Origin of the sequence: Psychrobacter sp. C 20.9 (assembly GCF_001921765.1) — a bacterium.
In the GTDB taxonomy this organism is placed as follows: domain Bacteria; phylum Pseudomonadota; class Gammaproteobacteria; order Pseudomonadales; family Moraxellaceae; genus Psychrobacter; species Psychrobacter piscatorii_B.
In genome coordinates this window covers 1-21,433 of the sequence record NZ_MRYC01000028.1, presented here as the reverse complement: position 1 = coordinate 21,433, position 21,433 = coordinate 1, and the positions used below count along the sequence as shown (strand labels likewise).

Below are 21,433 nucleotides of genomic sequence, written 5' to 3'. Positions count from 1 at the left end.
ATGGGCAATGCCTTATTGCTGACCTAGTGAAACAAGCAAACTATTGATTCTATTAATCGAGATCAAACATGGATGAAAAAGTTAAAGCATCATGGGAGCGTGTACTTCACCCCAGGACGCTTAAAAAAAATATCATTACAGCCTCTATATTTTCGATGGGCTTCGAGATGCTCAAGAATAGTATTGTTGAAAAGATAAAAGGCTTTTTTACTAATGGGTTCGATAAAAATGGAATGATTGTTAGCGCTGAGTATAAAGAAAAGGTGCTTGTCTTGAATAGAAGCCGACTCTATGCATCTTTAACGTGGCTACGAGATATGGGTGCCATTGATGATGAAGATTTAGAGAAATTTGAGTATATCAAAAGGTGCCGCAACACCTTAGCTCATGAAATGTTAACATTTGCTTCGGCTGGGATTGACTTTGATGTCACAGAAACTTTTGAAGAAATGGTCGGTTTATTGAGAAAGATAGAGATTTGGTGGTTTGTAAACCTAGATATGGCAATAGACCCAGAGGCTTATCCTGAAGATCTAGATTTAGAGCAGGTTACTCCAGGTCCAGTATGGGGTCTTCAAATGCTTATTGACGTTGCGTTAGGTTCAGAGGATGAGGCGCAAAAATACTATAATTACTTTGTCGCAAACTCGGACAAAGTTTAAGATGTGCATTTCCTCGGAATTTTTCAACTCTCCTACAACTAGCTGCGAATGTATGTTGAATTGTACAAAATAGTATGGTCTAAATTTTCAACCACTTCTAAGCTAAAAATACTTATCACACCAAAGCTCAATCGGTCATAACCATTGAACATTAATATCTATACCCTTACTCTATCGGAGATAGCTTACCATGCGGGCTTGAGCGCAGGTACTGTTTGGGCGCTTTCACCTTTGTGCCAAGCTCGCCCACTACGCACAAATAAAACCACACTTAAACAAACGGCGCATCAGGACAATGTGACTCCTCCAGCTCCTGTTCCGTAGGCGCGCGCAGTAGCGTAATCGGCGCTGTCTGCGCCGCCTGCCAGTCAATCAAGCCAAGCGCGGCAAACTCACCCAGCCAGCCTGCCATTGCCCAATGTTGCCACTGATCATAAAAACGATTGGCATTGATAACGATGCTGTCCAAGTGGTTCAGCGGCGGACGATAGACGCCGTGCTGCTGATGGTAGACGATTTCGGCAGTCAGATAAAACGGCATGCCGCACGCGCGGGCGCGAAATGCAAAGTCAGTATCCTCCGCGCCATAGCCGACATAAGCGGTGTCAAAGCCGCCAAGCTTATCAAACTGCTGGCGCGTGATGGCAAAGCATAAGCTCCAAAATGCCCCAAAGTCCTCGGTCTGCGTCATCGCGGCGGGCGCAAGTGATTCTGTGGGCGCAAAGTTCGGGCGATAGGGGTTGTATACCGAGAGCACGTCTAGCGCGGCATCATTTAGCATCCCTGTAGCCAGTTCTGTCGACTCGGCGACTGATAGCGGTCGGGTCAGATATTTGGGCTGTCCCATCAGTAGTGCCTTAGGGTGCGCCATGAGCTTGCTATATAGCCCAGCTATGCTGTCCACCGCGACCAGACAATCGACATCTAAGAATATCAGCGCATCATATCTTGCACGTGCCGCGCCGATATTGCGATTATGCCCGATATCAAAGCGCGCTTGCTTATCGTTGCCATCATTCGTGGTCGGAATCTGTACGATGTTCAGCGCATATTCGCTTATGCTCTCGGGGTCGGCGTCGTCATTAACGATGATGACTTCGGCGGGTGGCGTGCTGCTGTTGGCAAGCGCGGCAAGCAGATTGTATAAGTGCGTGTTGCGTCCATAGCAGGTAGTGATGACGCTCACAGGCGCGGTCGGTCGCTTCGGGGAGGCTTTGTCGTGATGCATCATAGGTTTAGTTTTTCTTATTATTAAATGAATATTAACGCTCAGGACGCAGCTCAAGTTTGGGCAACAGCCACTCATAAAACCATGCCTTGGTATCGTCATAGTCGCCAAAGCTGTGCATCAATGCGGCTGCCGACGTGTCCGAGTCAGGCGCTGTTTGCGTGGCAGCGGTTGGCGTAGGCAACTGCCCGTTATTATTTTGCATTGTTTTACAAAAATCATCCCAGCTGAGCGCCCGACCTTGCGCAATCAAAGCATTGGTGGTGGCGACTTGCTCGTCATGCGGGCGCGCGTCAGGCTGTACGATAATGGGCGTCTGCTCGTAATAGACCTGCGCGATGCTGTTTAGCCCGCACGCCATCAATATTGCATCGCTATGAATGATAAAGGGGCGCACGTCTTTGACCTGTGTGGCAATATCGACCAAGTGGCGCATGTTGTCACTAATAGGACCGAGCGAGATGATAAAGGCATCGGGCAATAGCTCACGCAATGTGGGCAGGCGCGCATCGATGGCTTGGTGTCCGCCATAGCCTTTTATCACCGTGATGATGGGCGCGCCCTCACGATACGGCGTAGCATCGTCTGCTAAATCATTGAGTAATGTCAAAAACTCGGAACGGGTCAACTCCGTGTTGGGCACTGTACCGATAAAGTCCAAATACAGGCTTTTTTGCGGCATCCATGCGGGCGTGTCTATTGCTTCAAGCGCACGCGGATACGGCGCGAGCATTGCCAGCGCACCTTTAAAAGCCTCTACGTGCGGCGTATCGTCCCGCACGCCAGTCAGGCGCACGTAAAGATACGGCATGCTGATCGTGCGACACAGCATAGCAATCTCGGCGCTGACATCGATGATCATCAGATCAATCTGCCGCGCGTCTAGTGCCTGTATCAGCTGATAGCTGCGCGCTTGAATGTCGCGATTGCCGACAGGGGAGTAGTGCAGACTCTCAGGTTGCCAATATTGTCCCGCACGCCCTTTGAGTACGTCGTCTGCGCGCTCATCTTCAGGCGCGAGGCGGACGACTTGCGCTTCACTGATATTGCTAAAGCTATAGTCCGCCGCAGACACGCTGGTAAAGATGGTGAACTGCGCGCGCACAGGTTCAGGCAACAGTGCCGCCAGCTTATCCGCCTGCCGACAATGCCCCGAGCCGTGATGATGGGCGTAATAGCCGATGCGCATCCCTTAGCTCTCGGCGTGCTGTGGCAAGGTGTCGAGACTTGGCATCGCTTGCGGTGGTGGCATCGAGGGTAAATGCTTGGGCATTGCCGCATTGGGCTTTTGCGCCGTGGATAGCGATTGTTGTTCTGGTGTCAGCGTTTGATAATACAAGTCTAAATAGCCATCGACCATCGTGGTATCGGCACAAAATAACTTGGCACGCGCACGGCACGCCGCCCGTGAGATGGTTTTGATATTATCAAAGGCTTTGATAAAGGCGGCTTTGTCTTCTTTAGCGACCACAATGCCCGTTTCAGACGTGACAATCTCAGCGCACGCACCCACATCAAAGCCAATCACAGGCGTGCCGCAGGCGAGACTCTCTGCCAATATCAGCCCATACGGCTCATCCCACGTGCTCGTAAACAGCATCGCCGTCGCTTGACCTAAATAACGGTTAATCTCTGCTTTGGTTTTGTGACCGACATAGTCGAGCAAATCGCTGCCTTGCTGCTTGTCTTGGAGTAATAACGGCGCGACAGATTGTTCAAAATACTGGGCGTTGCTTTTGGGGCCTGCGATAATCAGGCGTTTGCCCGCCTCCAAGCAATATTGCATTGCCAAATGCGTGCCTTTTTCAGGACAAATACGTCCGTACCACAGATACACTTCGTCATCGATGGCCTCAAGTTGCGCGTCAAAAGAGTCCACATCAATACCGTTATACACCACTTTAGATGGCACAAATTCGGCAAACAGTTTTTGCTGACAGGTACTGATCGAGGTAAATTGCGTATCGGTGCCCAATTTTAAGGTCAATAATGCCAAACGCAGATGCGGAAAAATCGGCGTATGAAAAGTGGTAAAAAAGCGCTTGCCAAAGACCTGACCCATCATCATCGGAATATGATGCAAGCTGTGATTGTGTACCACATCAATCTCGCCGCGTCCGTCACGCTCGATAATATCGCGTAGCGCATGTTGATAGGTGAGGTATTGGTACATCTCCTCGCGCCCCATCGCCACCGACTCATGCTCGTTTGGATAGACCATCGTCTCAAATTCTTGACGCGACAATAGCGGTACAAGGGTCGCCTCCGTCTGACTGTCAGCATGCGCGTAAAGCAGCACCTCGTGCCCCGCCGCAACCAACTTGTCACACAGCAGATGCGTAATCATCTCAAGCCCGCCTGCGTAAGGCTCAGCAATCGGGTATAAAGAATGCGCAATGATAGCAATGCGTAAGGGTCGCTTCTGCGGCGTGACAGAAGCAGTGCGTAAAGATAAAGGGGTCATAATATTTCCTATGGCGGCGCTTATTCATCATCGTTATGGCCGCCGCTGTTATGGTTGTTGTTATTGAAAATAAAGATAAAAGTCAGGACAAAAATGTGCGCAAAATAAAAAGTAAAATAAAGGTTAAAAGTTGATGGTCTGCTTATCTTGTACGTGATCAGTCGTCTCGATAAAGGGCATTTTTTGAATGTTTAGTGGTTTTACGTATTCTGTATTTAATAAGGGAAAAGATGCTGATGGTTCTGGTAAAGAATGCAGGTACTCTGCTTCACTGGCCGCGCTGTAATTGGCTAAAGCAAGTCTTGCGGCAATGAGTTTTAAACCAAAGACGGTGAGCGCACAGACGAATAATATCGGGGAATAAGCCGCAGACAGCGGTGATGCTAGTAGGGCAGTGAGCGCATTTAACATCAATAGTAATTTGGGTAAGGCACGGCGATTGGCGTGCTTTAGCGCTGATTGCGTGGCATCAGGAGCGATTTTTGGGGTACACACAAAGGGTTTTTGTCGTCCCCACAATACAGGCAACCAGCACAGCGCACCCACTTCCCAAAAGTTTAAATGCATCAGCCATGTGCGTAAGCGTTTGGCGATGGTGTGTTGATAGCCGCGCTGCATTTGCTGGGTGAGTGGGGCTTGGTCACGCAAATACGCCCATAAGCGGCGCAGTAAAAATACGCCGTAACCTGTATAGACGACAGCCAAAATCGGTAACGCCCATGTGCTGTCATGGCCCACCATTAATGCAAACGCCATTACCATCACCGTGATAAGCTGAAGCAAAATTAAAATCCCTGTGCCATTGACCCATGCACTAAGCTGCGACAAGTGCGCGCGCTGATAGCGGCGCTGCTCAGCTTTGCCGTGTTTGGTTGTCGCCATACTCGCGGCATACATCGGATGCAGACGACGTAACAATGGCGTGGCAAGATAGCGACAAAAAATCTGCATATTGCCATATACCCAGCGCTGACGCTGTGCCAATAAATCACACAAGGTTGCGGGCAGCAGTCCTGTTGCAATCACTGTAGGAATAAAGGCGCTACGCATATCATGCTGATGCATGAGCACTCCCATCTGCGCGTCTTCGGTGATTGATGCGCCCGACCAACCGCCCAGCTGCTGCAAATCACGACGGCGAATGACCGCATACGTGCCTGTCGATAAGGCGCGCATACGATTGCGCGGCTGATATAGGTGATGGTTAAAGTAATGATTCAGCTCGCTGTGAATGTCCTCAAGATGGGCGCTGCGATAAAACTGCGGAAACTGTAATAGTGTATGCTCAGGATAGTCGTTAATAGCTTGTACCATCGCCTCACGGGCATGCGGCAATGCTTCGTAATCGCTATCCACCACCACGATATGACTACAGCGTCTGTCCATCCACGCCAGCGCCAAGTTAAGCGCACCCGCTTTGTAGCCTGCAATCTCATCAATATGATAAAAGCGCACGTTGAGCGCGGCATCTAGCGATTCACAAAAGGCGGCCAATGGTTGATAAAGAGATTTATCCGTATGGTTATTATCAATAATTAAGATTTCATCCACTGCCTGTTTGACAGCCAATAACGACTTAATGGTTGCAATCACAATCTCAGGTGGCTCCGCTCGTGTCATTAGCTGGAAGCTAAAGGCAATCGTGGCAGCAGTCGACTGAGATGATGCGGGCGCAAAAACAGTATCTTGCACACCGTGCATCATACGAGACGCAGGCGTTAAAGGAGTCATAATCTTTTATTCTTATCGTTATCGAGCTGTGGACGATGGAAACAGGGCCAGCAAATAGCGCTTTGGTTTTAATGAAATATTTAATTGGCGCTTGAGAGAACAAATTCATAGTAATACAAAGCTTGGTAACATATTGATTATTAAGTGTTAGTTTCTGCGCTATCTCGTAATGTTACGTAAGTTTTTCAGTCATTAACTTAAGAAATTTAGTTAAGCACCGAAAATATAGAGACGAGGAGTCTGTATAAAAGGATAACTGGCGAAAAATAATGAAATATAATCACAAAAAAATCCCGCCGTAGCGAGATTGTTTTGCTAGGGCGTGTCCCTATTTTAAAAATGGTGATAAAAATGAGATAAATTGCAGGCAAACAAGGAAAATAGCGCAGGTAATATCAAGATATTGGCCAGCTATTTGACACCGTTTGCCAAAGATTTAGCCATTTTTAGCCCATTTAGTCATAAACGCTTGAATTAGGGACACGCCCTAATGTCATACGGTATTACAACTGCTTACCAAGCAAAAGTCACCCCACCCCGCGCGCCAAATTTGCCTGTGTCCGTACCAAAACCTGCACCTGTCGAGAAGCTCATACTGTCGTTAATATGTCCAGCAAAGGCGGCGCTAATCGCAGTACTACTGTTGTAATAGCCTGTGCCGATGGTCGTGGCGTATTGCTTACCCGCTGGAATCATAGGCGTTTCCATAGACAGTGCCAGTGCAATACCGTCTTCGGCTTCGTCTAAGCGGTCGTCATGGTCGTTATACATACGGCGTAAGTCTGTAAATTCAGCGCGGGTCGCTAAAGAATCCACACTGACGCTAATACCAATCGTGCCATTACTAATAGCGATACTATTCATGCCGCTTGCCATGGACTCATTACCCATAGAGACCGAGCCCATGCCACTTGCCATCGCTGCTTCACCGACAGCGGTAGAGCGTACGCCATTGGCTTGGGCAAGATGACCGAACGCTTGCGCGCGCTCAGCATTAGCGCCCGCTTGCCAACCGATTGCGGTCGCACCAGGGCCTGTCGCGACCGATTCATCACCAACAGCGGTGGTTGAATTGCCCGTTGCATTGGCAGTATCACCAATGGCTAAGGCATCAATACCATTCGAAACTGTTTCGTTACCAATGGCGGTGGAGAAATCTGTTTGCGCATCAGCATTTTAACCGATAGCCAGTGAACGCTCCCCTTGGGCGGTCGCTAAATGACCAAAGGCTTGAGCGCGCTCGCCAGTCGCGGCTGACTGCCAGCCGACTGAGGTTGAACCAAGACCTGCGGCGTTGGCTTGACCACCGACCGCAGTGGCTGAGTTCATACCTGCATTGGCTTGGTTACCGACAGCGACGGTATCGTTGGTGCCACCAGCGACCGCGTTATTACCACAAGCCAGTGCGCTATCGCCGTTACTGGTTGCTCCTAATGTCGTGGTAGTGTCATTTGCATCATTGAGCAGACATTCAGCTGCCATGGTGCTGGTAGTGGCAAAAGAGGTGGCGGCAATGGCTAAAGTGAGAGTACTAAGTTTTAGAGCAGAGCGAGGTAAGAAGTCCATATCTTTCATTTCTTCATCCTTTTTTTAGAAGCGTTAGGGCTTGATGGTGTCGATAAAAAATACGTTAGCACCATTATTATTGAATGGGTTATTGACTTTCACTATTATAAAAAACCAACAATTATCTGCCTATAAGGCTATTTATGAGGCAGGCAAGTCTTAATGGTGTTACCGAGTCTCAATATAGCAATATCACAATTAGTCTACTCGCTACTCTGCTGTGACAATACCAGTCGAGTGAATAAGCCAGTAGTATAAGCTGTTAAAATCGCTTGTTTTTTTGACAAGGCAATACGCCGCTTGCCCATCTGTTTCACTGGTGTTTTGGGCATCCACATTTATAATCTACATGATTATGTAACAAAGTTTGATTGATAATTAACGTCTACTTTCAAAAAGTTACAGCCAAATTATTCAACAAAAAACAAGTGATTATCGTAAGGGATTTCAGACTTTATGAGCATTGGCCTGTGTAAAAATACTTAATAGCAAGGGGTGTAAAATAAATAATATTTAATAGCGCTAAAATACGTGCAGGAAAGTAATCAAAAGAGAGTAGCGTGGTAAATTGAAGTTAAGATTACTGAAAAAGGGGTGGTTAGCAGATGATATTCTGTCTGAAGCTAAAGTAGATGGTTGGCAAGTCAAAGAGTAGAAAGAATTAAGATTTGTCTTTATGCTTGGCTTTGGTTTTAAATGGTGTGGAAAATTGCAATATTAAAAATCCCACTACGGATAGGATGATGGCGATTTCGTAGCGGGCGTAAGCCACTGAAATACCGATGGCGCCAGTGTTCCAAAGTCCTGCGGCCGTCGCGGTGCCTTGTGCGCCATCTTTGTTTTTGAAAATCGCGCCGCCGCCAATGAAGCCCATGCCAGTGATGATGCCATACATAATGCGCGCTTGGGCGTCGGGGCTGTCGTAGATGTCCATCCCTACCAGCATAAAGGCGCATGAGGCAATGGTAACCAAAGGAAAAGTACGCAGGCCTGCGCCATTGTCTTGAAACTCACGATTGAGCGCAATGGGCAGCGACAGGATAAAGGCGATACTCAGCTGCATGGCGTGATAGGCCAGCAGTTTGAGGTTTAGATCAAACGCGAACATAATGTAAAGTTCCTTCCATATCGCACGCATATCGCACGCATATCGCACACTTGCACGATAACAGCATCCACGATAACAATGTCCATGTCATCGTACTATACTTTTTATACCATATAATGATCATGAGATGCCATATTTGGTATGCAGTGGTAGGATTACCCATTCTAAATGTAAGTCACTAATAAAATAGTTGCGAATAAACCGCACGTCAATCGCCATCATTGCCCCGAAACTTGTTAAAATAGAGCACCAATTTTTTATTGATGGATACTCACCTTATGACGACCGCATCATCGACGCCAACTATCAAGCAAGACCGCATTTTAATCCTCGATTTTGGCTCGCAATACAGTCAGTTAATCGCCCGCCGTGTGCGCGATTCTGGGGTATTTTGTGAGATGTTCCCTTATGACATCGACACTCAGCGTATCATCGATTTTGGCGCAAAAGGCGTCATCTTATCGGGTGGCCCTGAGAGCGTCCATGCAGATAACAGCCCGCGTATCAATGACGCGGTGTTTGACCTAGGCGTGCCTGTATTGGGTATTTGCTACGGTATGCAAGCGATGGCAGATCGTTTTGGCGGGCAGGTTCATGCCAGTGATATTCATGAGTTTGGTGCGGCGACCATCGAAGTAAATGGTCACTCGCAGCTGACTGACGGTATCGAAGACAGCAAGACTGACGGCGCGGCTGCCAAGCTAAACGTTTGGATGAGCCATGGTGATAAAGTCATCGAAGCGCCTGAAGGCTTTGACATCGTTGCTAGTACGCCAAGCTGCCCGATTGCGATTATGGCTAATGATGACAAGCAATACTACGGTCTACAGTTCCACCCAGAAGTGACGCACACCCTACAAGGTCAAGCGCTGCTAGGTCGTTTTGTCCATCAGATTTGCGATTGTGCTGGTGAGTGGACGCCAGACAATATCGCTGATATGCGTATTGCGCAGCTCAAAGAGCAAATCGGTGACAAGCAAGTATTGCTCGGACTATCGGGCGGCGTGGACAGCTCAGTCGTTGCAGCACTATTGCACAAAGCCATTGGCGATCAGCTGACTTGTGTGTTTGTGGATAATGGTCTCTTGCGTCTACACGAAGGTGATCAGGTCATGCAAGTTTTTGCAGAAAATATGGGCGTAAAAGTCATCCGTGTTGATGCCGAAGATTTGTTCTTAGATGCGCTAGCAGGCGAGTCTGATCCAGAGAAAAAACGCAAAATCATTGGTAAAACCTTCATCGACGTATTCGCTGATAGTGCGCGTCAAGTGAGCGAGCAGAGCGATGGTAAAGTTGTTGAGTTCTTAGCACAGGGTACGATTTACCCAGACGTGATCGAATCTGCTAAGTCACATCAAGGTAAAGCACACGTCATTAAGAGCCACCATAACGTTGGCGGTTTGCCAGATGACTTGGCGTTTGAATTGGTTGAGCCGTTACGCGATCTATTTAAAGATGAAGTGCGTAAACTGGGTATCACTTTAGGTCTACCAGAGAAGATGATCTATCGTCATCCGTTCCCAGGTCCAGGTTTGGGCGTGCGAATCCTTGGTGAAGTGAAAAAAGAATACGCTGATATCCTGCGTCTTGCCGATGCTATCTTTATGCAGGAGCTGGAGCGCTCTGGCTGGTATGACAAGACCGCGCAAGCCTTTGCGGTATTCCAACCAATCAAATCTGTCGGCGTGGTCGGTGATGGTCGCCGCTATGCATGGGTAATCGCGCTACGTGCGGTTGAGACCGTAGACTTTATGACCGCACGCTTTGCCCATCTGCCATACGATTTGATTGAAACGGTATCAAACCGCATCATGAATGAAATCGCTGATGTCTCACGCGTGACGTATGATGTTTCGAGTAAGCCGCCGGCTACTATTGAGTGGGAGTAATCTCGACTTGATGTTTAGCTGATATAAAATAACACTCAACTTGGTTGGGTGTTTTTTTGCTTTAGAGTTTTTGGAGCTATTCTCGCTTTCCGCTATTATCTTGTCTGCCCACTAGAGCCGCGACTAAAGCCCGCTGTGTTCCTGCTATGCGATACCACAGCGGGCTAAGTCGCTGCAATCTAGTGGTCAAACAAGGATAACCGCTACAATCGAGGCTAAAACGCTCTACAAGTCGTAGGTTGAGCGATTATTAATAAACCATTAACAGTCTTATAATTTTATTTCTGTTAGCTAAGAACATCAATATGAGTTAACTCTACGTGACCATAACGTTCTTTAAGTTGTAAAACCCTAATCGGGCCAGAGAACTTTAAAGTGTTTAAGATAAGCTTGTGAAATAAATCTAAGCAAGATAGAACCTGCTCAAGTTCCAGTCTTTCTTTCGCTAAACCTTCTTCTCGAATTTTAGGATGAGCACTTTCATTGCGAAGGTCTTGCCATAATTTTTTATCTTCTGTTGTTACCACTCCATGTTCAACTAGATAGTTAAGAGCTTTAGCTGCTGTTATGTTTTTCCAATAGCTTACGCTGCCAAGTAGGCGATTACGCTGTTCAGATGTTAACTCAAGACTTTTTATCTGTTTTTTTATATTTTTTATTTGAGCTTCTAATTCTGTATCATTGCTTTTGAGTGTAATAGCAGGAATATAAATATCATTAAGCAGACCCTCAATAGCGACTGATAAAGTAAGAATCATAATACTATTTTTTGACTGAAATGAGTGCCATACTCTTTCCCATTGTGAGTAGATACTATCAAAATGCCTTGGTTTATTTTTTTGTAAAATCTGCATGTTTTCTAAAAGTGCATAATGATAGGTAGAGTCTTTATATTTTTCACCCGCAGCGTTATCAACCATTGGACTAGACGAGGTCTGACGCTTTTGTTTATTGGATATACTACAAATAGTTCGTTTTTCTTTTCCGTTTTTGATGCTTATCATATAGTAAGGTTGAGGCATAGACGCACTAGAAAATCCAATATAAAACTTAAGACATTTAAATAACTTGTCAGGCTCAAAAGATCCAGTTGCACTAATTCCTGTATAATGCTTATGCTTCACCATAGATACAGAGTAACCATCCATTTTTATCACTGTCTGATTCCAGCTGTGAGATTCAGAACCAAGACTAGATACTACTGAGTTTTTTTTGTTTGATGGTATACTAAAATGATCTGCAAACTCAAAATATATATAACTATCTTCCTTTAGCTTTAGTGGTTCAGTGTCACTTAGCGAATAAATGGAAGATAAAATTACGTAGTAATGAGTTGGTAAATTCGATGAATTAAAGTTGATTTTGATAGAAAAACCATCAGACTTATACTCATTACCATTTAAGGTTTTAACACGGAGATGTAGCTTTTCTTCATAATTTAACGGATCTTTAGGTAACTTTTCATTAAGAAATGCATGTGGTACATTTTTACTATAAGTACAAATAAATTCTAAATAGATAGTGCCGACACTGTTGATTTTGATAGTGCCGTGTCCCAGCATTTTTATTTTATTGCTTGCTGTTTGAAATATTTCTACTTCGACACAGTGCAAAACTAGTTCGCCAGTACGAATCTGTTTGATTACTTCATTTGATAACATATGAATATTTATCCTCGATTTTAAATGTACTAAATATTCGAAGCTTCTTTGTAATTTAATAAGGGGCTGTCCTAGATAACTAGTTCAAACCCTGTTTAACCCATTGTTTTAATTGTAGTAATTGCGACTTTGGGTCACTGTGATTAAAACGCCACTCACATTCCTTTAAATAGAGGTGAAAATGTTCTTTTGGAACTCCGTTAAACTTACGTAGATGCCGTTTAGCTTGGTTCCAAAAGTTCTCTATACCATTAATGTGATTCTTGTCATTAACAAAGGTTTTGGAGTGGTTGATACGATAATGAGTAAACTCACTGACATCTAATGCGTTATAGCTTTTAAATGAGTCAGTATAAACAATGCTATCAGGCTTCACTTTTTCTCTTATGATGGGGATCAAAGTATCTGCTTTAGCATTGGGTATAATACAAGCGTAGACCTTGCCATTACGCTTTAATAGACCAAACACGGGCACTTTGCTACCAGCACCTCGCCCTCGCTTGCCTTTACGAGTTCCACCAAAGTATGATTCGTCTACTTCGATTTCGCCTTCAAATAGACCAGGGTCTTGACTATTCTCGTAAATAAGCAGTCTTAGCCTATGAAAGTAATAACTGGCTGTGGTTTTATTAACACCAACTAAGCTTGCTGCTGTTCTCGCGGTAGAACCGGCAACAAATAACTCGATTAGTCTGCTTTGTTTATACCAACTTAGTTTACTCTTTCTCATAGTGCTATCCTAAATAATTTTACTTATCTAGGACAGCCCCTTTAATAATATTGTTCTAAATGTAGCTTAACATGCCTTTAGTTATATATTTTAATCTAGAAATAAATTATTGTACTTTCCATAGAAAAAGCAGCACCTCAAAAGAAATACTGCCTTTTATTTATAATGCTAACTCTTAAAACCTAACCCTTCACATTTACCACATAACGTCCCACAGCCTTACCATCAATAAAGCGCTCTAGGTATTCAGGGGTTTGCTCAAGGGTGATTTCTTCCGCGTATTGCTCCAGATTGGGCAGTTTCATGTCCGTTGCCACGCGCTGCCAAATCGCTTTTTTGTCCTCAAGTGGGATAAATACCGAGTCGATACCCAGTAGCGATACCGCACGCGTGATAAACGGCAACACGGTCATCGAAAATGATGCTGATGCTGCAAGGCCACAGGTCGTCACTGCGCCACCTGGTTTGGTTTGCTTGAGTAGGTTGGCAAGATAGTCACCGCCGACGGTATCGATGGCATTGGCCCATAGCGGACGGCCAACAGGGCGATTGCCGACTTCATTGATGGTGTCACGATGGCGCACTTCGGTGGCGCCCAAATCTTTCAAGTGTTCGCTTTGCTCAGGCTTACCAGAGAAGGCGATAGACTCGTAGCCCAGCTGCGAGAGGATAGCGATACTGATAGTGCCCACACCGCCTGTCGCGCCTGATACGGCAACGGGGCCATCGCTTGGTTTTGCGCCCATTTTTTCCATCTTTTGGATGCTTAGCGCCGCCGTTAGGCCGCCTGTACCATAGATCATCGCTTCTTTTAGGCTCAGCGCTTCAGGGCAAGGCAATGCCCAGTCGGCAGGGATGGCAATCATTTGCCCGAGTCCGCCTGCGGTGTTCATACCTAAATCATAGCCGAATACCACGACTTCTTGACCTTCGCTAAACGTGCCTGATTTGTCACTGACGACGACACCTGCCGCGTCAATACCAGGGGTGTGCGGATAGTTTTTGGTGATGCTCTTATTGCCTGAGGCCGACATGGCATCTTTATAGTTGAGCGAGGAGTAATGTACTTCGATCAATAGATCATTGTCAGGCAGGTCTCTGAGGTTGCGCTGTTGAATGCTTTTTTCGAAATTACCGTCGCTGGTTTCTTCGACCACTAAGGCTTTAAAGGTTTTCTCGTTTGACATGGTGATATCCCTATTACGTTTTATTGTTTATGTTCATGAGTCGTGGCTTAACTATCGCATGCTTCATTATTTCATGACTGCAAAGTCACTAAAGCAAAAAAATCCCACTGTACTTTAGGATAAATACAAACGGGCTTCTTCTTATTTTATGCTACCTCTGATGATAATAGTCATTGAAAGGTTAGTGTGTAAATTATAGTTTTGACAGTACTTTAAAGGTACTAAGGTTTTAATAGTACCTTACCTTTTTTGCCAGATTGCACATCACCTGAGACGGCTTTGGTAATATCATCAAGCCCATAAACCGCTTCAATTGGTAATTTTAGATTGCCGTTGGTCGCGCGCTCTAGTAGTTCATCAATCAGACGCTGTTTGTTGTCCAGATCCATTTCTTGGCTGGTTTTGCTGCCCCAGAAGCCTTTGACGATAGCTTGCTTAAAGATCAGGCTGCCAGCGTCTAGTTGCATTGGTTTACCTGACATAATACCAAACGAGACCAACGTGCCGTTGCTACCGAGTAGCGATAGCAGCTCATTGCTTGATTCACCACCAACGGAGTCCACAGCAGCAGTGATCTTGTCCTCACCGATGATAGCGCGGACTTGGTCTTGCCAGTCATCATCAGTAGTGACGACATTGTTTTTGATATCTAGCGCGGTCAGCTCTTCTAACGAGTCTTTGCTACGCACGAGATTAATGGTGTTCACACCGCGTGCCGCTGCTAGCATGGCTAGTGTTTTACCAACAGCACCATTAGCCGCGTTATGAATGATCCACTGACCACTCTCGACTTCTAAGAATTCAAGCAGCATCAAGGCGGATAATGGCATAGCAATCAGCTGCGCGGCCAGTTCGTCTTCGATGCTATCAGGGATGACAAATACCATATTGGCAGGGGCGACAAAATACTCTGCCCACGTTTCGTGCACACTGGCACAGGCCACGCGCTGACCGATGCTTAATTCTGTGACCTCATCACCGACCGCATCAATAATTCCTAACGCTTCACTACCGCCAACCGCTGGCATTTCTGGCTTGTAGCCGTATTGCCCGCTGACCGTTAGCATGTCGTGGTTATGAATGGGGGAAAGGATGGTTTTGATACGTACTTCGTTGGCAGCAGGCTGCGGCATAGGACGCTCGCCCACGCTCAGTACGTCGGAAGGTTTGCCAAAATGATCATAAGTAGCGGCGCGCATAAGTTATCCTTAATCAATTATTTGTTATTATGTGTGTGGGACCCAGAGCATCACATTATGGTGTAGCTATCGTACTGTGTGATCTGGTTTAAATATAATCAGTATGGGTCATACTATAGATAACAATAGACTGGTCGTCTAGTAAATAGATGATGACGTTATGTATGGTTTTGTTTCAGGTGGATTAAATGCTCAGTCATTGTCTTGACAGCATAGATATGGATTGCTGCATTTGATAAAGATGAGCAGTCGCCATACTGCTTATGTACAGACATAGTGCTTGAGCCGTCAATGACACGGCGCTATATGGAAAGAGATTGACTATATAGGGGCTTAATAAAATAGCGGCTTAATAAAACTCAATCTTACTGAGCACATGCTCCTGCACCATATAAGCACAAAAATACGCGCTGGGCCATGCCACGATAAAGGCCAATCCCCACGAGTGTAGTAGCTCGGTAAAAAAACCGTCAATATAGCCCACCTTTATAAGCAATAATACGGTTGAGATGATGAGTGACATCATCATCGCCATAAGACCGGTAAAGATCAGGCGATAGTATTTGCGGCGGGTGCGTATTCTGATGGTGGGGAAGTTGGCCATAGTTTCGATTGTCCTACAAGTGATAGCAGTGCTCATGATACTCCGTGATGACGGACTGGTAAAATCGTTATTATCAATCGTCAGATTTGCTATAGATTCATAACCATCTTTTTATCTTGAGAAAAACAATATCTCTAGATAATGCGCTCTTCTAGAGAGCAACTTTTGCTACGATAATCTATGACAACCAATATTTAAGTATGAATGGGACAAGCAAATGGCACATCAAACGCAGCAGACATTGGGTATCATCGGCGGTATGAGTTGGGAGAGTACTGAAAGCTACTATCGCATTATTAATGAAGGTATCAAAGCTAAATTGGGTGGATTACATTCAGCCGATTTACTGATCCATAGTGTCGATTTTGGGCCCATCAATACACTACAAGAAACGGGTGAATGGAATGAGCTGGGCGCAATGATGGCGAATAGTGGTAAACGCTTGCAAACTGCCGGCGCACAAGGGATTATGATCGCTTCTAACACCATGCACAAATTGTTTGGCGATGTAGAAGCAGCGACTGATCTACCCATCATCCATATTGCAGATGCCACCATTGATGCCATCAAAGCAAAAAATATCAGCAAAATAGCGTTACTAGGTACGCAGTTTACCATGACCCAAGATTTTTATAAGCAGCGTCTGATTGATGCAGGGCTAGAAGTGTTGATACCTGCCGAGGACAAGCGTGCAGAGGTACACCGTATTATCAAAAAAGAGCTGTGCGTCGGTGAGTTTCAAGACGGCTCACGCCGATATTATATCGATGTCATAAGCAAACTTGCGGAGCAAGGCGTAGAGGGTGTGATACTAGGGTGTACTGAGATTGGTCTATTGATTACGCAAGCAGACAGTCCGATCCCTGTATTTGACACCACGGCGATTCATGCCGCCGCCGCAGTGGATTTTTTATTGGCTGATGTAACGTTGTAATGTGTTAGTAATCAACGCTGAGCCCAGCAAACATCTTTACATACGGTGCTTTTTGTTCAGTCAACGTTGTGCCAAATACCAATGAACAAAAGCCGTAGTGATTAAGAACCGTTAAGCTAAACGTATATATGAACCACGCTATTAGCCTTTATTACTCTTAATCATACGGTGTCTGTACAGTCGTCTCCGAAGTCGTCGATGTAGCCTTGTGATACGGCGTAAAGGGAGCAGCTTCCATACCGTCGTCGGGGTGATGTCACGACAAGACGCAGAGGTACCGCCATGTACACGATATCCCTCACTCCCTTGTGCCGCTTCTTCTGCGACCAAGTTCTTGCCCTTGCGCCATCCGCCATACAGATATAGCCCAGCGCCCATCAGCGCCGTGGCTACCATACCTGCTGGAAATGACAGCCAAAGCGCGTCCTCACCGAGTAGGGGATAAAGCCCAAACGCAAATCCAAGGCGCACGGGATACATTGAGATCGCCATAACGACCAATGGCCAAATCACATAACCGTTCGCCCGCATGGTGCCAAACAGCACTTGCGCTATTCCAAAAAACATAAAACCCCATGTTGCCATGAGCTGAATGTGTTCTCCGATGGGCAACGCTTCGCTATCACTGCCAAGGAAAAAACCCAAAATAGTGCCATCAAACATTGTCAGCACCGCGATAATTGCGCCTGTCAATATCACGTTAAAGATGAGTCCCCAACGAGTGATATCTGAGACTCTGGCCCATTGATTGGCACCGATATTTTGTGCAACCATCGCGCTGGCTGCGGCACTTAGCGCCATTGCAGGCATCTGCACGTATGTCCAAAGCTGCTGGGTGGCACTATAGGCAGCTGTGGTCTGTACCCCTTCACGGTTGATTAATGACAGCATCGTCAATGCCGCCGAAGAGATGACAATCATCTGTAGGCCCATCGGCAAGCCTTTTGAAAACATCGATTTTAAAATGTCTCGGTCTGCGCGCAAAAAGCACAGCTCTGGCATGCTGAGTGTCAGCACAGAGCCGCGCATGTACATCGTGATAACCATACCAATAAGCGCGAGCGTGTTTGCAGCGGCGGTGGCAAAAGCCGAGCCAAATATCCCCCATTCAGGAAAAGGCCCTAGACCCAAAATCAGCGTCGGCGTCAAAATCAGATCGATCACCACCGATATAATGATGAACCAAAGCGGCGTCGTAGAATCGCCCGTCCCGCGCAGTGCCATCATGATCAGCGTAAACGTGAGCGTGACGGGCATCGCAGCGAAAATCATCCGTAGATAGGTCAGAGCCAGATCCACCGCACTGGCTGGCGTGCCAAGCAAATCTAGCAGCATTGGCGCAAATATCCATCCTCCTGCTGACACCACTATACTGATCGGAATAATACTGCCGAGCGCCGTGCCCATGGTCCTTTTGACCATCGTCTCATCACGGCGTCCCATGGCCTGACCAATCAAAATAGTAGACGCCATACCAAAACCGAAAACGAAGGAGATGAGTATAAACATCAAAATGTTGCCGTTCGCTGTTGCAGCGAGCGCCTCTTCTCCTAAAAAGCGGCCCACCCAGACGGCGTTGATGGAGCCATTCAACGATTGTAGCGCTGACGATCCAAGGGTTGGCAAGGCAAATAAGAGCATCGTTTTGGCAATCGACCCTTCGGTGAGGTCACGCCGTTTGTCAGTGGCAATACTGGTGTCGCTCAATGTCTTTCCTTTTGCGCCATTCAAATGGGCGTTGGTTTATGATAAAAATGCGTCTTAGGATAGGGGTAGGTAACGACCTTGAAACTGATCGCATAAAAACGCTTATTGTAAATGACAATGCCCGTGCCATTTTTATTAGAACGGTAAGCAGAACACATGCTGGCATAAGCTCTAGTAATAAATGTGTTACTAACGTTGTTACTGTCCTTTTGAAGTTATATCTTCTATGAGGCTGATTTGACTACCAAGTAAGAGATTTATAAATATAAAGCCGCATTTGTCGTTAGAATCATAACGTAGATACTTTTTATACTACAGTTGATCCAATTTAAGAGTGGATTGACTATATTTCTAACAAGGATGCCTCCATGCTATTTAAACGCTTAGGCCTTGCCGCACTATTTAGTCTCTCTATCGTAGGCTGTACCACAGCGCCCAATACGCTTGCCGTTAACACTACCCAAAAAATCATTCAATATGAGCGCAATAAGTCTGATCTGGATGTCAAATCATTTACGCTAACTTCTGGCGACAAGTTAGTTTATGCCGAAAATAACAACCTCACCGCCGAGCCACTACTTCTCATTCACGGTTTTGGCGGTAATAAGGATAACTTCACCCGTATCGCTGACGAGTTAGAGGACTATCATCTGATCATTCCTGATCTGCTTGGTTTTGGTGAGTCGAGCAAACCTATGAGCGCAGACTACCGCTCACAGGCACAGGCCACGCGCTTACATGAGCTGTTGCAAGCTAAAGGATTAGCAAGCAATATTCACATCGGCGGTAACTCGATGGGCGGCGCGATCAGTGTCGCTTATGCCGCAAAGTACCCAAAAGACGTCAAGAGTCTGTGGCTTGTCGATAGCGCAGGGTTTTGGTCAGCAGGCGTGCCAAAATCGCTTGAGGGCGCAACCCTTGAGAACAACCCATTGCTGATCAATAGCAAAGAAGACTTCTATAAGATGTACGATTTTGTCATGTATAAGCCGCCTTATTTGCCCAAGTCAGTCAAAGCGGTATTCGCGCAAGAGCGTATCAATAATAAGGAGTTGGACGCCAAAATCCTTGAGCAAATCGTCACTGATAGTGTCGAGGAGCGCGCTCAAATCATCGCGAACTATCATATTCCAACGCTCGTAGTTTGGGGTGATAAAGATCAAGTCATCAAACCTGAAACGGTCAATGTGATCAAAGACATCATCCCGCAAGCGCAAGTCATTATGATGGAAGATATCGGTCACGTACCGATGATCGAGGCAGTAGAGCAAACGGCGGAGGATTATAAAGGGTTTCGTGCAACGCTGAAGGGTCAGTAATTCACAAGTCTTTTGTTAATCGTGTCAGTAAGGCGTCTGTACTTTCGTCTCTGACTAACGTGACGCCTTGCCCTGCCCATAACGACAGATGCTCGGCGTCCAAACGCTTGGCCGCATCCGCTCGCATAAACTTGGTCATGCCATTGAGTTGCGGGTAGGGCGGTAGCACATCTACACACTCAAATTGAGCAAAATCACGCAAATAGTTGTTTAATAATCCACGTGCAAGCTTGCCTGAGAATAATCTGGTTAAGCGCGTCTCGCTACTACGTTTACCTTGACTGGCATCAATGAGCGCTTGTTTATACGTATCATTAATACCGCATTGATCTGTGGTCAAAAATGCCGTCCCCATTTGCGCAAGCTCAGCCCCTGCCGCTTGTACTGCCTTGATATCCTGTCCCGTCATAATGCCACCTGCGGCAACCAGCGGAATATCTGTGCACGCGCGCGTTTGGCTAATCAGCGTTAATAATCCCAATGGATCGGTTTCGCTTTGTGGTAACCAACCACCGCGATGACCGCCTGCTTCTACGCCTTGTACACAAACTGCATCTGCACCAATCTCGCTCCATGCTTTGGCTTCCAATGGATGGTTTGCCGTACCGATGACGCGCGTACCGACACGTTGCAGACGCTCAATTTGCTCAGCACTGATAATACCAAAGGTAAAACTGGCGACAGGTACAGGATTGTCATACAGCACTTGTAACTGCTCAGCAAAACTCTGTGCTGGACGCGTGGGTAGCGTAAATTCTATATTCTGCTCTTGGTAATAATTACTCAGCCAAGTCGGCATGGCGGTATCAAAGTTGCTTGACTCATGCTCGGATAACACCATCAGATTGACCATAAAAGGACGGTCGGTCAGGGTCTTAATCGTATTGATTTGGCTATCCAAAACGTCTGGCGCGGTCATGCCAGCGCCTAATGAACCCAGTCCGCCAAAGTTACTGACACTCGCAATCAGCTCAGGGGTGGTGGCACCGCCCGCCATTGGCGCTTGGATAATCGGATAGGTGAGGTTAAGCGTATTGAGTAAGCTCATGAATGGCTCCTTTTTATTAGGATATTTGCATGACTTACTGTAGCAGAGGAAAGCGGTGCGCGTGTTGGATAGTGTTTATTTAGTTGCTGAATAAGGGGTGGGTTTTTAACTATGAAGTTGTAGTTAAGATAGTTGGCTATGGATTTGTAGCTAAGTATCTTCAAGTGATAAATCCATCACAAATATGTCAATTCCTTCTTTATATTTCTCTTTAATACAGGCGGTTAAGGTTCTTTGAAGTTCTAGAGCATTTCTTGGTTTGTACTCACCATTTTTCTTAGGTTTTTTAGTCGAACTTTCACCAAAGTAAAATATTAAATATAGCCAATCCCACTTAAAAGTGTTATAAACTAATTATCAAACTTAATTGTTATTATAAAGACCATGACTTACTCC

The 21,433-nt window shown here is 46.0% G+C and carries 19 protein-coding genes and 1 pseudogene; 4 read left to right on the top strand and 16 right to left on the bottom strand.

The window, feature by feature from the left end; genetic code table 11:
• Positions 1–68: 68 nt before the first annotated feature.
• Positions 69–662, top strand: a complete 594-nt coding sequence (locus tag BTW00_RS13410; RefSeq protein WP_075107820.1) for a hypothetical protein — start codon at positions 69–71, stop codon at positions 660–662.
• Positions 663–933: 271 nt separating this feature from the next.
• Here the strand turns inward: BTW00_RS13410 and BTW00_RS13405 are convergent, their stop codons facing one another.
• From BTW00_RS13405 to BTW00_RS13370, 9 genes and pseudogenes are all read right to left on the bottom strand, one after another.
• A complete protein-coding gene (locus BTW00_RS13405) occupies positions 934–1,893 on the bottom strand; it encodes a glycosyltransferase family 2 protein (RefSeq protein WP_075107819.1) in 960 nt (319 codons plus the stop codon).
• Positions 1,894–1,924: 31 nt separating this feature from the next.
• Entirely contained in the window at positions 1,925–3,079 is a 1,155-nt protein-coding gene (locus BTW00_RS13400; RefSeq protein WP_075107818.1) for a hypothetical protein, read from the bottom strand.
• Between the two features lie 3 nt (positions 3,080–3,082).
• Positions 3,083–4,354 carry a glycosyltransferase gene (locus BTW00_RS13395; RefSeq protein WP_075107817.1) on the bottom strand — a complete coding sequence of 424 codons (1,272 nt, stop codon included), beginning with the start codon at positions 4,352–4,354 and terminating at the stop codon, positions 3,083–3,085.
• Between the two features lie 123 nt (positions 4,355–4,477).
• Complete coding sequence (locus tag BTW00_RS13390) at positions 4,478–6,085, bottom strand: glycosyltransferase family 2 protein (protein WP_075107816.1); 1,608 nt, start codon at positions 6,083–6,085, stop codon at positions 4,478–4,480.
• A gap of 513 nt (positions 6,086–6,598) precedes the next feature.
• Entirely contained in the window at positions 6,599–6,961 is a 363-nt protein-coding gene (locus BTW00_RS14240) for a YadA C-terminal domain-containing protein (RefSeq protein ID WP_256714082.1), read from the bottom strand.
• Positions 6,962–7,201 (bottom strand): annotated as a pseudogene (locus tag BTW00_RS14325) (hypothetical protein); the annotation flags it as partial.
• 60 nt (positions 7,202–7,261) lie between these two features.
• Entirely contained in the window at positions 7,262–7,660 is a 399-nt protein-coding gene (locus tag BTW00_RS14230) for a hypothetical protein (RefSeq protein WP_075107814.1), read from the bottom strand.
• Positions 7,661–7,854: 194 nt separating this feature from the next.
• The gene (locus tag BTW00_RS14225) at positions 7,855–7,989 is read right to left on the bottom strand and encodes a hypothetical protein (protein ID WP_256714081.1); all 135 of its coding nucleotides are present in this window, start codon (positions 7,987–7,989) and stop codon (positions 7,855–7,857) included.
• A gap of 323 nt (positions 7,990–8,312) precedes the next feature.
• A complete protein-coding gene (locus tag BTW00_RS13370) occupies positions 8,313–8,759 on the bottom strand; it encodes an MgtC/SapB family protein (protein ID WP_083603663.1) in 447 nt (148 codons plus the stop codon).
• A gap of 278 nt (positions 8,760–9,037) precedes the next feature.
• Between BTW00_RS13370 and guaA the strand changes: the two genes are divergently transcribed.
• Entirely contained in the window at positions 9,038–10,648 is a 1,611-nt protein-coding gene (gene guaA / locus BTW00_RS13365) for a glutamine-hydrolyzing GMP synthase (protein WP_075107812.1), read from the top strand.
• A 287-nt stretch (positions 10,649–10,935) separates the two neighbouring features.
• On the opposite strand, the gene BTW00_RS13360 is transcribed toward guaA, so the two are convergent.
• From BTW00_RS13360 to BTW00_RS13340, 5 genes are all read right to left on the bottom strand, one after another.
• Entirely contained in the window at positions 10,936–12,309 is a 1,374-nt protein-coding gene (locus BTW00_RS13360) for a hypothetical protein (RefSeq protein WP_075107811.1), read from the bottom strand.
• 79 nt (positions 12,310–12,388) lie between these two features.
• Positions 12,389–13,039, bottom strand: coding sequence for an IS1595-like element ISPssp3 family transposase (locus BTW00_RS13355; protein ID WP_075105847.1), 651 nt, complete (start codon positions 13,037–13,039; stop codon positions 12,389–12,391).
• A gap of 182 nt (positions 13,040–13,221) precedes the next feature.
• Positions 13,222–14,226, bottom strand: a complete 1,005-nt coding sequence (locus BTW00_RS13350; protein ID WP_075107810.1) for an oxidoreductase — start codon at positions 14,224–14,226, stop codon at positions 13,222–13,224.
• A gap of 221 nt (positions 14,227–14,447) precedes the next feature.
• Positions 14,448–15,425: a zinc-binding dehydrogenase gene (locus BTW00_RS13345; protein ID WP_075107809.1), complete on the bottom strand. Its 978-nt coding sequence runs from the start codon at positions 15,423–15,425 to the stop codon at positions 14,448–14,450.
• 349 nt (positions 15,426–15,774) lie between these two features.
• On the bottom strand, positions 15,775–16,065 hold the full coding sequence (locus BTW00_RS13340) for a DUF2798 domain-containing protein (RefSeq protein ID WP_256714080.1): 291 nt from the start codon (positions 16,063–16,065) through the stop codon (positions 15,775–15,777).
• 181 nt (positions 16,066–16,246) lie between these two features.
• Between BTW00_RS13340 and BTW00_RS13335 the strand changes: the two genes are divergently transcribed.
• The gene (locus tag BTW00_RS13335) at positions 16,247–16,963 is read left to right on the top strand and encodes an aspartate/glutamate racemase family protein (RefSeq protein ID WP_075107807.1); all 717 of its coding nucleotides are present in this window, start codon (positions 16,247–16,249) and stop codon (positions 16,961–16,963) included.
• Positions 16,964–17,104: 141 nt separating this feature from the next.
• Here BTW00_RS13335 and BTW00_RS13330 read toward each other — a convergent pair whose 3' ends face one another.
• Entirely contained in the window at positions 17,105–18,670 is a 1,566-nt protein-coding gene (locus tag BTW00_RS13330; RefSeq protein ID WP_075107806.1) for an MATE family efflux transporter, read from the bottom strand.
• Positions 18,671–19,038: 368 nt separating this feature from the next.
• Between BTW00_RS13330 and BTW00_RS13325 the strand changes: the two genes are divergently transcribed.
• Positions 19,039–19,989 (top strand): alpha/beta hydrolase, encoded by a 951-nt coding sequence (locus BTW00_RS13325; RefSeq protein ID WP_075107805.1) that lies wholly within the window; start codon positions 19,039–19,041, stop codon positions 19,987–19,989.
• A 1-nt stretch (position 19,990) separates the two neighbouring features.
• Here BTW00_RS13325 and BTW00_RS13320 read toward each other — a convergent pair whose 3' ends face one another.
• The gene (locus BTW00_RS13320; protein ID WP_075107804.1) at positions 19,991–21,037 is read right to left on the bottom strand and encodes a nitronate monooxygenase family protein; all 1,047 of its coding nucleotides are present in this window, start codon (positions 21,035–21,037) and stop codon (positions 19,991–19,993) included.
• Positions 21,038–21,433 lie beyond the last annotated feature (396 nt).

Coding starts and splice junctions, on each gene's coding strand:
- BTW00_RS13410 (WP_075107820.1), top strand. CDS start 69: ATGGATGAAAAAGTTAAAGCATCATGGGAGCGTGTACTTCACCCCAGG.
- BTW00_RS13405 (WP_075107819.1), bottom strand. CDS start 1,893: ATGATGCATCACGACAAAGCCTCCCCGAAGCGACCGACCGCGCCTGTG.
- BTW00_RS13400 (WP_075107818.1), bottom strand. CDS start 3,079: ATGCGCATCGGCTATTACGCCCATCATCACGGCTCGGGGCATTGTCGG.
- BTW00_RS13395 (WP_075107817.1), bottom strand. CDS start 4,354: ATGACCCCTTTATCTTTACGCACTGCTTCTGTCACGCCGCAGAAGCGA.
- BTW00_RS13390 (WP_075107816.1), bottom strand. CDS start 6,085: ATGACTCCTTTAACGCCTGCGTCTCGTATGATGCACGGTGTGCAAGAT.
- BTW00_RS14240 (WP_256714082.1), bottom strand. CDS start 6,961: ATGGCAAGCGGCATGAATAGTATCGCTATTAGTAATGGCACGATTGGT.
- BTW00_RS14230 (WP_075107814.1), bottom strand. CDS start 7,660: ATGAAAGATATGGACTTCTTACCTCGCTCTGCTCTAAAACTTAGTACT.
- BTW00_RS14225 (WP_256714081.1), bottom strand. CDS start 7,989: ATGTGGATGCCCAAAACACCAGTGAAACAGATGGGCAAGCGGCGTATT.
- BTW00_RS13370 (WP_083603663.1), bottom strand. CDS start 8,759: ATGTTCGCGTTTGATCTAAACCTCAAACTGCTGGCCTATCACGCCATG.
- guaA (WP_075107812.1), top strand. CDS start 9,038: ATGACGACCGCATCATCGACGCCAACTATCAAGCAAGACCGCATTTTA.
- BTW00_RS13360 (WP_075107811.1), bottom strand. CDS start 12,309: ATGTTATCAAATGAAGTAATCAAACAGATTCGTACTGGCGAACTAGTT.
- BTW00_RS13355 (WP_075105847.1), bottom strand. CDS start 13,039: ATGAGAAAGAGTAAACTAAGTTGGTATAAACAAAGCAGACTAATCGAG.
- BTW00_RS13350 (WP_075107810.1), bottom strand. CDS start 14,226: ATGTCAAACGAGAAAACCTTTAAAGCCTTAGTGGTCGAAGAAACCAGC.
- BTW00_RS13345 (WP_075107809.1), bottom strand. CDS start 15,425: ATGCGCGCCGCTACTTATGATCATTTTGGCAAACCTTCCGACGTACTG.
- BTW00_RS13340 (WP_256714080.1), bottom strand. CDS start 16,065: ATGAGCACTGCTATCACTTGTAGGACAATCGAAACTATGGCCAACTTC.
- BTW00_RS13335 (WP_075107807.1), top strand. CDS start 16,247: ATGGCACATCAAACGCAGCAGACATTGGGTATCATCGGCGGTATGAGT.
- BTW00_RS13325 (WP_075107805.1), top strand. CDS start 19,039: ATGCTATTTAAACGCTTAGGCCTTGCCGCACTATTTAGTCTCTCTATC.
- BTW00_RS13320 (WP_075107804.1), bottom strand. CDS start 21,037: ATGAGCTTACTCAATACGCTTAACCTCACCTATCCGATTATCCAAGCG.